We start from the raw sequence: 16,616 nt of genomic DNA on the forward strand, positions 1-16,616 counted from the left end.
TGGAAGTCGTCATACCCCCGCGAATGCGGGTTTTGCGTCGTGCATCGCGGGTCTGTGAGCGGCGATGTCTCGCTCTGGAGCGACTGAGCGAATAGGTGGCCGGAAAACAAAAAAGCCTTGGAATAATTCCAAGGCTTTATCTGTGCCCCCTCAGGGATTCGAACCCTGGACACGCTGATTAAGAGTCAGCTGCTCTAACCAACTGAGCTAAAGGGGCGTTGGTCATTTCTTGAACCGAGAGATAAGTTTACTCACAAACGACTATCACGCAAACGCCGGCGTGTCGCGCTGTAAAACGTTGGAATTCCAATGTTTTACAACTTCTCTAAAAACCTGTGGATCACAACGGATTATGACGCGAATCCGAAGAATCCGCCCTACAGCACGATTCCCAACCACCTACATACGACAATCCCCCGCACCAATCGATACGGGGGATGCGAGGATTGCGGCGCACACTCCGCGCAACACATATTTCGCAACATACTTCGCACGGCGCACGCCGATCGCGCCCTGACCGGGCCTACTCCATCTGCACCGCCATGCAGTCGTTCGGCCCGAACGCGTTGGTCGAACACCACGACCGCGCGTCACTCACCGAGTCGAAGCGCTCGCCGGAGAGCAGCACATAGTAGTCGGCCTCGTGTCCGTACCGTGTGTAGTAGTCGTAGTCCGCGGCCCACGCCAGCACCGCGTTCGGCCACTTGGCGTGAAGTTCGAGATACTGCTTGTAGATGTCGCGGTAATGCTGCGTTTTACCATCGACTTCCATGCCGTATTTCCTGCTGAACAGCTGCGTGGTCGGCACGTCGTGCAGCGGGGAGATCGCCGATTTGTCGTTCGACACCTGCCAGCTCAACGCCAGCTGCGCGTATCGTTCCATGTCGGAGTCCGCGATATTCGCGCCTCCTCTGGCGCTATCCACGTCCGCGGACGGTTTACCGTTCGGCGAAGACCCCTCCTGCACCACCATGCTGGTCGCACTGGTTTTGATCCGGCTCACGGCACGCCAATACTGATTCGTCGTGAATGCCAGTTTGACTGTGGTCACACCGTCTTCGAACTTCATCGGCTTGGTCGTGAAGTCGTATACCGCGGACGCGATCACCTCATTGTCGGAATCCTTGATGGAGATCTTGACGTTCTTGCCCTTCCACGCGTGGTCGCCGCATACGTCTGCGGAGAAATCAACCGTCGCGATCAACGTGCTTCCAATTGCCAAGCATGCCTACCAACGGAAAATCCCCCTGCACCAATCGATGCAGGGGGATTCCTTGTGCTTAAGCTCAGACGTACTTCAGTCTGGAATCATTCACCGCGCCGAGCCTTGAAGACTGGCCGCGGTGAGTGGGGGAATCACTCAGCGACGACCTTCACGAAGAAGGAAGCGGTGATCTCCGGGTGGAGGGCGACCTTCGCCGGGAATTCGCCGGTGGTCTTGATGGACTCGACCTCGATGGCCTTCGGATCGACAACGGCCTTGTCTTCAAGGGCGATGGCGATCTGCTCGGCGGAGATGCTGCCGAACAGCTTGCCGGACTCGGACACCTTGGCGGCGATCTCGACGGCGGTGCCTTCGATGGCGGCCTTGGCAGCGACGGCATCCTCACGGGTGGCGACGGCCTGGGCCAGACGAGCGCGCTTCATAGCGAGAATCTGCTTCTCAGCGCCCTTGTTCCAAGCAAAGGCGAGGCCCTGCGGGATGAGGTAGTTGCGAGCGAAGCCGGACTTCACTTCGACAACATCACCGGAGTGACCGAGGTTGGCAACGGTCTTGGTAAGAATAACCTTGGTTTCAGCCATGATTCATAGCCTCCCTAACTCAGCGACCAGAGGTGGCGTACGGCAGCAGAGCCATTTCGCGGGCGTTCTTGATGGCCTTCGAAATCTCACGCTGTTCCTGCACGGTGACACCGGTGATACGACGGGAACGGATCTTGCCTCGATCGGAGATGAACTTACGCAGCAGAGCGACGTCCTTGTAATCGATCTCGGTGACCTTCGCCGCCTTCAGCGGGTTCGGCTTCTTCTTGAACGGCTTGACCGGCGGTTGCGGCCTCTTACGTGACATGATGTTCTCCTTATGAACGATTGAAAATGCAGTATGCCGGATGTGTCAGAACTCGGGTTCGTCGTCGCCACCACCGAAATCGGAGGAGCCGCCGAACGTGGAGAAGCTGTTGCCTCCATCGCCGCCGTTGCCCCAGGGATCGGCAGCCGGCGCCTGATTGGCGGCCGGGTTGGACGGGGCGCTCTGGGCGCCGCCGAAACCACCGTTGCCACCAAAGCCGGAGTTACCTCCGAAACCGGAGTTGCCTCCGTTGTAGCCGCCCGCGTTGCCGCCGAAACCGCTGGCACCGCCGGAATAACCGGTGTTGCCTGCGTTGCGGCCTGCGAAGCCGCCCTGACCGGATGACTGGCGCTGCACCTGGGCGGTGGCGTATCGCAGCGAGGGGCCGATCTCGTCGACCTGCATCTCGAACACAGTACGGTTGGAACCGTCCTGCGCCTGATAGGAACGCTGCTGCAAACGACCCTGTGCAATCACGCGCATGCCCTTGGACAGGCTCTGCGCGCAGTGGTTGGCAAGGTCACGCCATGCACTGCAGCGCATGAACAGCGCCTGACCATCCTCGAACTGGTTGGTCTGGCGGTTCCAAGTGCGCGGAGTCGAAGCAATGGTGAAGCTGCACACGGAAGCGCCGCTTCCGATGGTACGCAGCTCGGGATCCGCGGTGAGATTGCCCACCACGGTGATGACGGTTTCACCTGCCATGACGTGTCCTTCTTCTTAGTTGTACATCCAGCGCGAACGCTGACGATAAAACTTACTTGGCGTCCTTGCGAAGGATCTTCGTACGGATCACGGATTCGTTAAGGTTGAGCACACGATCCAGCTCGTCGCTCGTTGCAGGCTCGGCGGAGTAGGTCACCACAACGTAGTTACCCTCGGTCTTACCGGCGATTTCGTAAGCAAGCTTGCGACGCCCCCAGTAATCGGGTTCGTCAACAGAACCGCCTTCCTTGGTGACGAGTTCCAGATACTGCTCGGTCAGCTTCTTCAGACCGCGCTCATCCAGCTCAGGATCGGCGATGAACATCAGTTCGTACTTGTGCGCAGACATCACCCACCTCCTTCGGACTATTCGGCCACGGACGTTCCATGGCAGGAGTGTGTATACGCGTTGCTTGCGGTCGGACGACCTGAAACAAGCAACTTTTCAATGATACAACCCGTCGGCGACGAATATTTTCGCTGTGGGCGCGCAGCACGTTCGGTGCGGCGAACGCGGCGGAGTCCATCCGCTTGTCAGAAGCGATGCGGAACGCGGCCATCTCGCCTGGCAGAAAGGTCACCATGCCCATGCCGACATACGGTGGCGACCAGCAACTCGTTGGCGCGATCGCCGAACCCGGCGACCCCTCGCCCAACGGCAGGCCCTTATGGTCCACACCGTCAAGCGTCACATCGAAGTGTTCGGAGGCGAGCACCACGCCGTCGAGCGTCACACGTTCCACAGTCCACGTACCCTTCCAAACCTCACGGGTCTCGTTCAGCACGATGAGTTCGAGATGATCGGTGACGGTTTTCACGCCTTGTCAGCTGTGGGTTCGGCGGTATTCCTCGCTGGCGCGCGGCTGGATAGCGGCAAGTCTCGGCGCGAAGAAGTCGCGCGACGCGTACCATACCGGTTTGCGATGGCCCGGAGTCAGGTGGAAACGCATGCCGCGAGCCAGCTTGCAGTTGCCGCTGAAGGCTTTCTGATGCACGAGCATCTGCTTGCCGAACGGTTCGAGATTCTCGCCATCACCACACGGGTCAGCATGCCTGTGCCCGTCGGCACGGCGCATGACGCGATATCGCTTGTCAACGGGTACCCGAGCCTCATCGATGGCATCGGCACCCGTCGACCCGTCAACCGGATGATGGTTCGCGCAACTGCCGGCTCTTCCCGCGGCTCCCTTCACCTGCCGCATGGACTGAGCCGGCCCGTACCGGCGGCACCGGCACCACCCGCTTGAACATACGAAAAGCGCCGCCCGCGCAATACGGGCGGCGCTTTCACCATCGCCTAGGCTGTCAGGCGAAATCCCCTAAATCCGGGGAATCGCTCACTGAACCTGGGTACGGGCGATCTTGCCGTTGAAGGTAGCCATATCGGCGTCCTCATCCTTGCCGTTGTTCCAGGAGAACATGGCACGCAGCTTCGGGCCGACGGTCTCGATGCGGACGTTGGAGTACTCCTCCTGCAGGGCCTTGAACTTCGGGGCGCCGGCATCCTGATCCTCGATGAACTCCTTGGCGAAGGAGCCGTCCTGGATGCGCTTCAGGTGGTACTGCATACGCTCACGCACGTGCTCGTCGATGCAGGTGTTGGTGTAATCGCCGTACTGAGCGGTGTCGGAGCAGGACCAACGATCCTTGTTCATGCCGCCTTCGTTCATCAGGTCGACGATCATCTTCAGCTCGTGGCACACCTCGAAGTAGGCGATCTCCGGCTGGTAGCCGGCGTCGGTGAGGACCTCGAAGCCCATTTCGACGAGCTTGTTCACGCCACCCATGAGGACGTTCTGCTCACCGAACAGATCGGTTTCGGTCTCCTCCTTGAAGGTGGTCTTGATGGCGCCTGCACGCAGAGCGCCCAGAGCCTTGGCGTAAGCCAAGGTCAGAGCCCATGCGTCACCGCGCGGATCCTGCTCGACGGCGACGACGACCGGCACGCCACGGCCGTTCACGTACTCACGACGGACGATGTGGCCCGGGCCCTTCGGGGCGACCATGAACACCGGGTGATCCTCGGACGGCTTGATGTAGCCGTAGTGGATGTTGAAGCCGTGGGCGAAGGCGACGGCGGCGCCCGGCTTGATGTTCGGCTCGATGTCGTTCTTCCAGATGTTGCGCTGGTACTGATCCGGAGCCAGGATCATGATGACGTCGGCTTCAGCGGCGGCTTCCGGAACGGACTTGACTTCCAGGCCCTGCTCCTTGGCGTGCTCGACGGACTTGGAGGTCGGACGCAGGCCGACGACGACGTCGACGCCGGAGTCACGCAGATTCAGCGCATGGGCGTGGCCCTGGGAACCGTAACCGATGATGGCAACCTTCTTGCCTTCGAGGACCGAGAGATCACCGTCGTTCTCGTACCAGATTTGTGCAGCCATGGTAATTGGCACTCCTTTTGTATGTAGTGGGGTGAGGCACAATGTGCCGGGGTATCTACTGTGTTGCAGATTATTCGTCTTGTGAAGGATTTTGTCCTTCAAAACTGAGCACTATCCTACCGGTATCGCTCCCCCAACCCCGCCGCCGTCCACAACGTGAGCCATATCACAGTCTTTACGCCCCCATCCGCGCAAAACACCACGAATACGCAAAAAGCCACCGCATAAGCGGTGGCTTTCGCAAAACGGACTACTGAACGATGTCAGTCAGCCGCGCACAATCACTGAACCTGGGTACGAGCGATCTTGCCGTTGAAGGACTCGGCCATATCGGCATCGGCGTCCACCTGGTTGTTCCAGGAGAACATGGCGCGCAGCTTCGGGCCAACGGTCTCCAGGTGCGGGTGGCTGTACTCTTCCTGCAACTTCTTGAACTTCGGGGCGCCGGCAGCCTGATCATCCATGAACTCCTTGGCGAAGGAGCCGTCCTGGATGCGCTTCAGCTGGTACTGCATGCGCTTCTTGGTCTCCTCGGTGATGACCGTGGAGGTGTAATCGCCGTACTGAGCGGTGTCGGAGCAGCTCCAGCGAGCCTTGTTCAGGCCGCCTTCGTTGGCCAGGTCGACCAGCATCTTCAGCTCGTGGAACACCTCGAAGTAGGCGATCTCCGGCTGGTAGCCAGCCTCGGTCAGCACATCGAAGCCCATGTCGCACAGATGGTTGATGCCGCCCATGAGGACATCCTGCTCGCCGAACAGATCGGTCTCGGTCTCCTCGGTGAAGGTGGTCTTGATGGCGCCTGCACGCAGAGCGCCCAGAGCCTTGGCGTAAGCCAGGCACAGCGGCCACGTCTTGCCGTCAGGATCCTGCTCGACGGCGACGACGACCGGCACGCCACGGCCGTTGGTGTATTCACGACGAACGATGTGGCCCGGGCCCTTCGGGGCGACCATGAACACCGGGTGATCCTCGGACGGCTTGATGTAGCCGTAGTGGATGTTGAAGCCGTGAGCGAAGGCCAGAGCAGCGCCCGGCTTCAGGTTCGGCTCGACTTCTTCCTTGTAGACCTTGGCCTGGTACTGATCAGGCAGCAGGATCATCACCACGTCAGCCTCGGCGACGGCGTCACCGACGGACTTGACTTCCAGACCCTGCTCCTTGGCGTACTCCACGGACTTGGAGGTCGGGCGCAGGCCGACGACGACGTCCACACCGGATTCACGCAGGTTCAGCGCGTGGGCGTGACCCTGGGAACCGTAACCGAGGATGGCCACCTTCTTGCCCTCGAACACGGAGAGATCGGCGTCCTTTTCGTACCAGATAGTTGCTGCCATAATGGCGCTCCTTATTGATTCTTCTGTTGTATTATTCGATATTCATCGTTCTGCGTGGTTGTGCAGAAATCTTCTGTTCTGGTTGTCCTTGTGGGCTTTTCCGCTACGTAGGTTTAGTCCGTTTTTCCAAGGATTGCACCAAGGGTGTTCACTAAGTGAACGCCCGGTTTTCAATTATTGGAGACCTGCCCTCGCGGCCCATCCGGAGAGGGAAACCGGAGGACGGGTCAACGTTTCAAACGCTGATTGCAATCGCTGATTTCACTCGGTGAATCACTTGGTGAAATCGACGTTCTTGGTCTCCTTGCAGCTCAGCACCGCGACGAGGCAGCAGACGGCCATCACGCCGAGGTACAGACCCACGGAGTGCACGCCCCAGTTGTGGGACAGCCAGGTGGCGATGGTCGGCACGAATGCCGCGCCGACGATGGCGGCCAGGTTATAGCCGATGCCGGAACCGGAGTAACGCACGTTCGCGTCGAACAGTTCGGGCAGGAACGCACCGATCGGGCCGAATGCGGTACCCATCAGCGCGAAGCCGACGCACAGGAAGACCATGTTGGTGAAGAAGTTACGCTGGCCGACCAGATTGCCGTCCAGCAGGAACGGGAAGAGCAGCGCGAAGGCGACGAGGCAGCAGGAGGAGATGACGATCACACGCTTGCGGCCGAACTTGTCGGCGTTCACGCAGGAGATCACGATGAACGCGGCGAACACGCACACGGCGACCATCAGCATAAGCAGGTACTCCTGCTTGGAGAAGCCGAGGCTACCGCCGCCCTGTTCGGTGGTCTTGGTGCCCCAAGCGAGGGACCAGGTGGCGAGCGTGTAGAACAGCGTGTAGGTGACGGCCACCAGAAAGGTAGCCTGCAGGACCTGCTTCCAGCTCTTCTTGAAGACTTCGGTGAGCGGGGACTTGACAACCTTCTTCTGCTCTTGGGCGAGGCGGAAGATCGGGGTTTCCTCCATCTGGACACGGACGACGAGGCCGACGATCACGAGGATCGCGGACAGCAGGAACGGCACGCGCCAACCCCAGGCGAGCATGGCATCGTCATCGTTGAAGGCTTCCAGCAGGAAGTAGGTGCCGTTCGACAGGAAGAAGCCGATCGGAGCGCCCAGCTCCGGGAAGGAGCCGTACAGCGCGCGCTTGTCTTCCGGCGCGTTTTCGGTGGCCACCAGAGCAGCGCCGGACCATTCGCCGCCAAGGCCGATGCCCTGCACGAAACGGCAGAGGCACAGCACGGCGACGGCCATGACACCCCACTGGTTGTAGGTCGGCAGGCAGCCGATCAGGAAGGTGGCGACGCCCATGGTGAGCAGGGAGACCACCAGCGTGGTCTTGCGGCCCATGCGGTCACCGAAATGGCCGAACACCAGGGAGCCCAGCGGGCGGGCGATGAAGGCGATGGCGAAAGTAAGCAGGCTGGCGAGCAGGGCGACGGTCGGATTGGTGGTGTCGCCGAAGAAGACCTTCGGGAAATAATTCGCCGCGGCGGTGCCGTATGCGTAGAAGTCATAGAATTCGATGGCGGTGCCGATCATCGAAGCCGCGATCACGGTCTTGACGGAATCTCGTGCCATCGCTTTGAGTTTGCCGGACGTTGTCACATCGGCTGCAGTCATAAGGATTTGCCCTTCTTCTTCATTCCTTGTGCGGGCGGCTGCCGTTTCCGGTCATACCGCTCGGTGCTGTGTATTCGCTTCGTTTCTCGCTTGGGATTGCCGCAGATGCCTTGTGGGCGGGCAACAAAAAAGCCCCGCACGTTTGCAGGGCTTCAAGATTCTCGCTCGTTGCCCTGCCTTCGTTGGCGGGGCTCAAGCTTGTATGCCGAATCAGTCCGCCAGCGAAGACGGAATAATAATTCGTGCGGACAGCAGTGCGAGCGCATTGAATCCAGTCATCGTGGCGAACCTCCTTTCGGTTTTCGAAGTATGTCTTCGGATTTCCATCCGAACTACGGTGGGACCATAGGAGCCGATACGGCGACTATCTACCGGGTGTTCACTATGTGGACGCCCGTCTTTGTCTTGGACGGAGACACCGGATTCATCCGCTGTCGGCGACCTGCGCATACGCCAATCACACCTACGCCGCGCTCGTTCCGTGTCCGATTCGCATCCGATTCAGCCTCGTCCCACGCCTTGTTCCTCGTCTCGTCTCTCGTCTCATTTCCGCTCTCCGCGGCAACGAAAACGCCGGTGCGGCTGCGGCATGCGTTTCCGCACACCGCCATGCAGCACCGGCGCAATCGGCCAGCCGCGATCAGCCAGCCATCAGTCGCCAGCCGTCAGTCGCCAACCATCAGTTATCTTTGGCCCTATCCGCAAGCAACGGCAATACCACCGCGATAATCACGCACACGATGGCGGTCGGGAACAGCGCCACATATCCCAGCGACGGGGAAAGCAGGTTCACCGCAATCGCACCCACAGCCACGCCCAGAATCAGACCCAACGGCTTCGACAGCGCGTAGAAGCCCAGATCACGGCCGGCATTGCGCGGATCGGGCAGCGACTCGACCACCAGCGAACGCGTGAGCACGTCGTAGATGCTCAGGCTGAATCCGGCGAGGAACGCGAACACCAGGAAGGTTTTCTCCCCGTTCAGCACCACGGTGAGCATGCCCGCAAGAAGACCCACCACGTACAGTCCGCCCACAACCACAACCGCGATGCGGAAGTTGCGATCGCGCGAGCCCTGCATGAGGTCGATGCGGTCGGTGATGATGCCGGCCGTACCCGTGGCCAGCAGCGCACCGCCGAACATCACGATGGCGAACATCATGATGAGCGTGCCTGCGGGCAGGGTGAGCGGCGCGGAATCCGCAAGTCCCCTCAAGTTGCCGTACAAGGTGAACCGCACGATGTACCACAGGAACACGCTGGTCAACGCCATCGCGGCCATCATGAACACCCTGGACAGGAACAGGCGGTGGAATCCACGCGCCTTGTCGCCGCGCGGGCCGCGCAGCATGGAGAACACGTCCCGCCAATCGGTGCGAGCCCACTTCTGGTCGACGCTCGAGCGCTCACGCGGCCACACCAGCACGGGAATCACGCCGGAAACGGCGAACAGTACCGCCGCGCACAGGAACACGTCGGTCGCCCCGAAGGCGATGGACATACCGCCGATCACGCCGCCCGCAGCCTGGCCGATAAGCACGCCGACCGCATGCCAACGTTCGACCCCCACACGGTATTTGTCGGGCACGCGCTCGGAGATGGCCGCGGCGAGCGGCGCGGTGAGCATGACGTATGCGGGTTGCATGAGCAGCCAGCCAGCAACCAGTCCGATCAGGGCATCCGTGGCGCTGAGGATCAACGTCGCCAACGCCGCCAGCACACCGCCGGCGACCAGCCACGGCGTACGTCTGCCGATGATGACGCGAGTGTGGTCGGAGAATGTGGAGATGAGCGGCGTGACCACGATCGATAGCGCCGTCCCCAGTGCGATGACCATGGCAAGCGGAGTCGCCAGAACGGTTTCACCGCCATCGGGCAGCGGCCCCTCGGTGTTGAGCCCGTACATCAAGGCGATGTGATTGGGGATGGCGATGAGATTAAGCATGACCCACGGCGCGGTGATGAGCACCGCGGCGAGCGCGAACGCCCATTTCAGGCGCAACACGTCCGTTCGCGACGGCTTCACACCGTCCGCGGAGGTCATGGGGTCGCGCATGTCGAGGAATGACGAGGCGTAATCGGGGACGGCGGTGTCGACGCCGGCCGCGGCGACCGATGCGCCACCGGCCACGGTCAGTCGCGCGGCCTGCGCTTCAGGTTGTTTCGCCGACGCTTCCGGCGGCAATCGCCGATCCTCGCGCGCAAGTCGCGCAACAGATGCCTTGTCCTCGTCGCTCAACGCCTTGTCGTAATCAGGGCGATCGTCGATACCCGGACGAATGTACGGTTCCAGCATGGTTGCTCCTCCGTCCCTCGATGCGTTGCACCGTTCGACCATGCTGTTCGGCATACCGCGAACGGCTTCCCTCCTATGGTTTCAGAGTACGCGATGGGGCGTATCTCCATGCGTGTCTTCCGCGCCTGTTCTCGCATGTATCGCTTGGCCTGCGGCATGATGATTTTCCGTGGTTCCGGGGCTCCGATGGCGGGTGTTTGCGCGACAGGTGTGACAGGAAAGATAGAGGCGGAAAACGAAGGAGGGAAGCGCCGCTTCCGCTGCGCTTCCCTCCGCTATCGCGTTGTCGTATTACCGCGTTGTCGTGTTACCGCACGGTGATATCGCACGACGTTACCGCACGATGTCACCGCATGGCCGGATCACAATCTATCGCACAACCGGCGGCTGCGCGATCAGATCGTCCGTGCGATGCTCGCCCGCGGCATCAACCCAAGTCAGCGACGCGACCGACGCGGTATTGTCCACGCCGAGACCGCGGCCCGGTTCGAAGGTGAGCGTCGCCGAAGTGCCATCACCCTTCCAGGTGAACGAGATGGACGTGTCACCATCCGCCTCGTACGAGAATTCGCCGTCGAACGCGTCGAGCTCGTTGCGGAACTTCGCCAGCGCATTCAGCGCCTTGACCACCGGACGTTCGAGGTTCTCGTCGATTTCCGCCGTGGAATAGTAGTGACGGTTGATGTCGCGGCCGTTGTTGGTTTCACGCAGCAGCTTCATATCGTTGCGGCCGGCGAGCGCACCCACGTAGTACACCTGCGGCACGCCCGGCAGGAAGAACTGCACGGCGCGAGCGGCGATGTAATGCTGATCGTTGCAGCCGAGCGCCGAATAATAGGTGCTGTTGACCTGGTAGAGGTCGAGGTTGGATGCGGCGGCACCGGTCGCGGCCTGCGATTCGCCCTTCGTATTGGCGTGAATGGTGTTGACGAGGTTGTCGACGTCCTCATCCGGCACCAGACCCTTGAGCGAACGGTCGAGCTGGTCGGAACCGATGTCGATCACGCCGATGCCGTCGTGCGTATCGAGCACGGTGACGGCGTTGTTCGGGCGGATCTCGGTCCAATGCGCCACCGGTTCGACGTGACCGGTGAACAGCGAGTGCAGCAGCAGCGGAGGCAGGGCGAAATCGTAGACGCGGTCGACCTTGGAGGCGATCTCCACCTGCTTCTTGTAATAGGAGTGCACTTCGATGAGGATTTCCAGACCGCGCTTCATGCCTTCCTCGCGCAGGCGGGAGATGAGCTTGAAGGTCTTCGGGGTCATGAAGCAGCTGGTGCCGGCCTCCTTGGCGCCGTAGCCGACGGCATCGAGACGGATGTAGCTGACGTGCGAGGCCGCCATCTGGTCGAAGATCGACATGAGGTATTCCCAACCCTTGTCGGAATCGGTGTCGATGTCGACCTGCTGCGGGGTGAAGCTGACCCAGACCAGTCGGGTTTTGCCGGCGAACTTGTAGTGGGTGAACGGCAGACCCGGGCGCGGACGGTAGATGCCGGCCAGATCCTCTTCGGTCGCGCCGTTCGGGAACACGGAACTCATGGTGAGGAACATCGGGTAGTATTCGGATTCCTCGCCCTTGGCGAGCACGTCCTGGAACTGCTTGGATTCCCAGCTCATGTGGTTGACGATGGCGTCGACCATGATGTTGTGGGTTTTGGAGAGTTCGGCCACATCGTCCCAGCTGCCGAGTCGCGGATCGACCTTGGTGTGGTCGATCGGGTCGAAGCCGGCGTCCGCACCGTCGAACGGGGTGAAGAACGGCAGGATATGCACGCCGTAATACACGCCGTCGAAGCGGGTGCGCAGGATGTCGGTCATTGATGCCAGGGTGCCGTCGCCGAGACGGTTGGCGTAGGTGATGAGCTGCACCTTGTTTTTCATGGGACCTCCTTTGGTTCCGTTTCATCCATCGGTATCGAACCGGTTCGATATTACCGCCGACCGCACTCTCCAAGCAAACGATTCCGCGTGTCGAACCGGTTCGATATCCGTTCGACATACATAAGCCTCCCCACATCCCCAAAATCAGACAAAACCGGCCCATTCCTGTCCGAAAATGGGGATGAAGCAACCTTCCCCAGAATCAGACGAATTTGTCCCATTCCTGTCCGATTCCGAGGAAGACCAACCCCGACCCACACCCAATCCCATCCCCACATCCCCAGAATCAGACAAAACCGGTCCATTTTTGTCTAATTCTGAGGAAAGTCCAGCCCATCCACCCCGTCCAACCAGAGCCTGCATCCGTGTTTCACACGGAATGTTTCACATGAAACAACGCAATCGTGTTTCACGGACGCACAGGTTTTTCACCCAGCATATGCCGATATCTACCGCGAAATCACAAGCAGCAGTCCTGTGGAAACCGCGATATATCAAACACCTACGGCGCACAGCAGAATCGTGTTCGCGAATCGCAAGTTCGACAGGCGGGACCGACAACATGAAGCAAAACCCGCAAAAAGATCCGGAAACTCAACGGGAACTCAACGGAGACTCAACCGCGCGTAGTGGCGCCCGTCACCAACGAAACGGGAATCAGATGCTCGGCTTCACCGGCGATAGCTGGTTCGCGCCCATCATCCGCAGCACCGGCAATGGCTACGCTCTCGGAACGTTTATCATCAGCAGCGCCAACTCTGCCAGTCACATCAACAGCAGCACCAGCAGCGCCAGCCGCTGTACCGCCCTCGATCAAACCCATCATCCGATTGGCGACCTGCTCGGCGATGGCCGGAAAATCCTGCCTCACCGCAGTCAACGTCATACCAGCCAAATCGGTCAGATATGTGCCGTCATACGCCACAATCTGCAGTTCATCGGGAACGCTCACGCCCCTTGCCATCGCCTCGCGCACGCACATCGCCGCACCGATATCCGAGCTCACCACCGCATCCACGGCACGGCCGGAACCATAATCGGCCTCACGCTCGAACACGCTCCGCACCGCGCCGGCATACCCGGCGAAATCCATCACTTCCCCGGCCCCGATGTACTCGTATTCCACACCGGCCTTGGCGAGTTCCGCCTCCAAGGCCAGGTGGTAGCGCACTGTGGGGAATGTGGTGCCTTCGTCGCCCGACGCCTCATGGAATTGATTGCGCGGCCCGCCAATCACCACGACATGGCGTGCGCCCGTCCGAATCAGCAGGTCGGCGATCAGACGTCCGCCCTGCACATGATCGGAACCGACCGAGGGAATCCCCTCCCCCAGCACACGGTCGAATGCAACAACCGGGCGATGGATCGACGTCCAATAATCCGGCGCATGCTCGGTGTGCGCTCCCATCACGATGCCGTCCATAAGCCGTCTGCGCAGCATATCGACGTACTCGGCTTCACCGTTCACCGCATCAGCCGTGGAGCACAACAGGGTTTGCAGGCCGTTTTCCGCCAGCACATGCTGCAGGCTGGCCGTGAGCGTGGCGAAGAATGGATGACGGATGGTCGGCACGATGATGCCGACGGTGTTGGCGCGATTCTGGGAAAGATTGCGGGCAAGATCGTTCGGCACGTAATGCAGGGCGCTCATGGCCCGACGCACGCGATCACGCATATCGTCGGAGACGTACCCCGTGCCGTTCACTACTAGGGAGACGGTGCTCAATGAGACTCCGGCACGTTTCGCGACATCACGCATTCCTACCATTTCGCCTCGTTTCTCGTTCTGTGATTCCGATGAGCGTGCCGGCCGGCTTCCTTACGTGCTACTGTCTAGGATTCCGGCGACGCGATCCGCCGTCAGCGTTTGTCGGTTCCGACGATCCCGGATCCGATGATTCCGGATCCGATGATTCCGTTTTCGGCACCTCTGGCGCTTTCGACGACCGACCACGCTTTTCTTGCCTTTCGCATTGTACTCTTGGACGCTCTCGTTGCCGCTGTCACAGTCGCTTCCCAACCGGCTCTCCATCAACCCTAACGCCCCGTTCCATGCCGCCCCCATGCAGCCGCCATGGTGGAACAGCGTCGCGATCATCGGTGAAACATCGCTGACGCATCGTCAAGTTTCACGTGAAACAACCGGTGAAACATTCCACGGAACAACCTGGGCTGTTCCACAAATCGTTCTGCGAAATAATCTGAGCTGTTCCACGAATCGTTCTGCAAAACGCTCCGCAACCATCGCACAGGGAAGCATGCCCAAAAGCGTGGAAAAACGCACGGGGGCGTCGCACAACAACCACGTCATACGCGTTTATCCATACAGGTCACCACACACGCCGTTTTATGCACGCCATCACACAGGCCGTCGCCCAGATCATCACGCACCTCACTACACGTGCTACGCAAACGCGCCACACGCGCCATCACGCACGTCACCATGTAAATGCGCCACGCAAACAGGTCACACGCTCGCTGCCGCACAAACGCACCATACACACTGTTACGCATGTCATCGCACACGCACTATCGCACACGCTCGCCATCACACACGCTCGCCGCCACACAAGCCCACTACACAAGCTCATCACGCAATCCGCGAATAGTCATCACGCAACCAAATCACACACCAGATCACACACGCACCGCGAATCACACACCGAACCACAAGCCGAACCACAAACGTCGGCCCCCGCCAACTCCCTCAAAAATCCCTATCCACCCCCATTTCTTGTAGCTTATTCAAGCTTACCCGATAGAAATACAAAGAATTCAACGACTTCGGCATGCTTGTGAGCGCGAATAGACATAGACTGTAATCACAACAGAAAAGAAACGACACGATGCCGCTCAGCAAGACCGGAGCACCGGTAAGGCGGCACCCCCGCGCAAGGCACAAGGCCAAAGCGCATGAGATACCAAGGACATACCGAACAAGCGGCCACAGGAACGAAAAAACAAGACAAACATACGGCCGCTCACGAAAGGAACCATCATGAAGAACAACACTCTCGACCAGATCCTGAACAGCAACCTCGCCTCCGTCGATCCGGGCTTCTACCAGTTCGCCCTCGCCAAGGCCTCCTCCGACCTGTTCAAGCGCATCATCAACAAGTGATTTCACTTGCCTAGGTAACCGGCCCAACGCCGATCACCTTTCATACGGACTCCCACAAGGCCGCGACTCAACAGGGTCGCGGCCTTTCCGTATTTAGTCCCCGCTTCCGCACCACGCCACCACGCCACTCCCCCGCTTCCGCACCACGCCACACATGGAAAAGGCGGTCGATATGGACGAATTCCACTCGGATTTCGTCCATATCGACCGCCTTGTTATAGGAAGGGGTCAATTACGTAGTAGTAGCAAGATCACGCGGCGGAGCCGGAACCAGAGGCGCTACCGGCGGCGGAACCAGCCACACCGGAACCAGCCACTTCGGCAGGCGCATCAGCGCCCTCGTCCTCGATTTCGCCGGACGCGAGCTTGGCTTCAAGCTCCTTGACGATCTCGTCGTGCATCTTCTCGCTGATCTTCACCTTGAACATGAACACCAGCAGGCCGAGCACGATCAGGGCGAGCGGCACGTAGAACGCGCAGGTCTTGAAGGTGTTGATGTTCGCGGCGGTCATGTCGGCGGCGGTCGCGTCACCGGTCATGCCCGCGGCGATGGCGATGAAGCCGACGATGCCGTTGGACATGGCGCCACCGATCTTGTCGAGCATCGGGCGGACGGACAGGGTGACGGCCTCGTTGCGCTTGCCGTTCTTCAGCTGGCCGTATTCGATGGAATCGGTCAGGGAGAGGATGGCGGTCATCTGGATGAGCGTGCCCGGCACGTAGAAGAGGACGAGGGCGACGAACACCATGATCATGTTGTTGGCGAAGATGCCGAGCAGGATGTAGCCCGCGATCATGGAGATCATGCCGCCGATGTACAGGTAGCGGCGCGGGATGCGCTTGTTCAGGATCGGGTACAGCGGTGCCATGACCAGGCCGGCCACCAGCGCGATGATGCCTGTGACGGAGTAGGCGGCCTGATTGTCCAGCACGAACTTGAACAGGAAGATCAGCACGCCGGTGGTGGCCACGTTGGCGATGGCGTACAGCAGGTAGGACAGCGCCACCCAGAGCAGCTGGTCGTTCTGGAACAGGGCCTTGAACGCCTGCAGCGGGCCACCGTTCTTCTGGGCCTTGGAGCGCAGGGCGCTTTCGCTTTCCTTGGTGCCGAACGCGACGGACCATGCGGTCAGGATGCCGAGCAGCGCCACGATGATGCCGAAGGAGGTCCAGCCGCTCTGGCTTTCGGTGT

Annotated in this window: 15 protein-coding genes and 1 tRNA gene; 1 reads left to right on the forward strand and 15 read right to left on the reverse strand. The window is 60.2% G+C overall.

The genetic code is table 11. The features are described 5' to 3' along the window. Window positions 1-143 precede the first annotated feature (143 nt). The 14 genes from BUB29_RS08960 to BUB29_RS09020 form a co-directional block, all read right to left on the reverse strand. Window positions 144-217 (reverse strand) — tRNA-Lys (locus tag BUB29_RS08960). A 306-nt stretch (window positions 218-523) separates the two neighbouring features. After that, on the reverse strand, window positions 524-1,204 hold the full coding sequence (locus tag BUB29_RS09580; RefSeq protein WP_234945722.1) for a hypothetical protein: 681 nt from the start codon (window positions 1,202-1,204) through the stop codon (window positions 524-526). A 152-nt stretch (window positions 1,205-1,356) separates the two neighbouring features. Then, window positions 1,357-1,803 carry a 50S ribosomal protein L9 gene (gene rplI / locus BUB29_RS08970; RefSeq protein ID WP_003825433.1) on the reverse strand — a complete coding sequence of 149 codons (447 nt, stop codon included), beginning with the start codon at window positions 1,801-1,803 and terminating at the stop codon, window positions 1,357-1,359. A 19-nt stretch (window positions 1,804-1,822) separates the two neighbouring features. After that, complete coding sequence (rpsR, locus tag BUB29_RS08975; protein ID WP_003810112.1) at window positions 1,823-2,071, reverse strand: 30S ribosomal protein S18; 249 nt, start codon at window positions 2,069-2,071, stop codon at window positions 1,823-1,825. A gap of 45 nt (window positions 2,072-2,116) precedes the next feature. Beyond that, complete coding sequence (locus BUB29_RS08980; protein ID WP_033523399.1) at window positions 2,117-2,776, reverse strand: single-stranded DNA-binding protein; 660 nt, start codon at window positions 2,774-2,776, stop codon at window positions 2,117-2,119. A 52-nt stretch (window positions 2,777-2,828) separates the two neighbouring features. Further along, complete coding sequence (rpsF, locus tag BUB29_RS08985) at window positions 2,829-3,125, reverse strand: 30S ribosomal protein S6 (RefSeq protein ID WP_003825429.1); 297 nt, start codon at window positions 3,123-3,125, stop codon at window positions 2,829-2,831. Next, window positions 3,082-3,594 (reverse strand): hypothetical protein, encoded by a 513-nt coding sequence (locus BUB29_RS10180; protein WP_051915149.1) that lies wholly within the window; start codon window positions 3,592-3,594, stop codon window positions 3,082-3,084. The genes rpsF and BUB29_RS10180 overlap by 44 nt, the downstream gene beginning before the upstream one ends. 6 nt (window positions 3,595-3,600) lie before the next feature. After that, on the reverse strand, window positions 3,601-3,978 hold the full coding sequence (locus BUB29_RS10185; RefSeq protein WP_234945723.1) for a hypothetical protein: 378 nt from the start codon (window positions 3,976-3,978) through the stop codon (window positions 3,601-3,603). 135 nt (window positions 3,979-4,113) lie between these two features. Further along, window positions 4,114-5,163, reverse strand: a complete 1,050-nt coding sequence (ilvC, locus tag BUB29_RS08995; protein WP_034249859.1) for a ketol-acid reductoisomerase — start codon at window positions 5,161-5,163, stop codon at window positions 4,114-4,116. Between the two features lie 281 nt (window positions 5,164-5,444). Further along, a complete protein-coding gene (gene ilvC / locus BUB29_RS09000) occupies window positions 5,445-6,497 on the reverse strand; it encodes a ketol-acid reductoisomerase (RefSeq protein WP_034249857.1) in 1,053 nt (350 codons plus the stop codon). Between the two features lie 273 nt (window positions 6,498-6,770). Continuing rightward, a complete protein-coding gene (locus tag BUB29_RS09005; RefSeq protein WP_407640922.1) occupies window positions 6,771-8,081 on the reverse strand; it encodes an MFS transporter in 1,311 nt (436 codons plus the stop codon). A 721-nt stretch (window positions 8,082-8,802) separates the two neighbouring features. Continuing rightward, window positions 8,803-10,419 (reverse strand): MFS transporter, encoded by a 1,617-nt coding sequence (locus BUB29_RS09010; protein WP_033523954.1) that lies wholly within the window; start codon window positions 10,417-10,419, stop codon window positions 8,803-8,805. A gap of 369 nt (window positions 10,420-10,788) precedes the next feature. After that, a complete protein-coding gene (gene gtfA / locus BUB29_RS09015; RefSeq protein ID WP_033523952.1) occupies window positions 10,789-12,303 on the reverse strand; it encodes a sucrose phosphorylase in 1,515 nt (504 codons plus the stop codon). Between the two features lie 616 nt (window positions 12,304-12,919). Next, complete coding sequence (locus BUB29_RS09020) at window positions 12,920-14,071, reverse strand: LacI family DNA-binding transcriptional regulator (RefSeq protein ID WP_033523951.1); 1,152 nt, start codon at window positions 14,069-14,071, stop codon at window positions 12,920-12,922. Window positions 14,072-15,301: 1,230 nt separating this feature from the next. On the opposite strand from BUB29_RS09020, the gene BUB29_RS10235 reads away from it, so the two are divergent. After that, window positions 15,302-15,424, forward strand: coding sequence for a hypothetical protein (locus tag BUB29_RS10235; RefSeq protein ID WP_003825405.1), 123 nt, complete (start codon window positions 15,302-15,304; stop codon window positions 15,422-15,424). 251 nt (window positions 15,425-15,675) lie between these two features. On the opposite strand, the gene BUB29_RS09025 is transcribed toward BUB29_RS10235, so the two are convergent. Next, window positions 15,676-16,616 (reverse strand): glycoside-pentoside-hexuronide (GPH):cation symporter (locus BUB29_RS09025; RefSeq protein WP_143155197.1); only part of this gene is annotated, 941 nt, incomplete at its 5' end.

Source organism: Bifidobacterium merycicum DSM 6492 (genome assembly GCF_900129045.1).
Classification (GTDB): domain Bacteria; phylum Actinomycetota; class Actinomycetes; order Actinomycetales; family Bifidobacteriaceae; genus Bifidobacterium; species Bifidobacterium merycicum.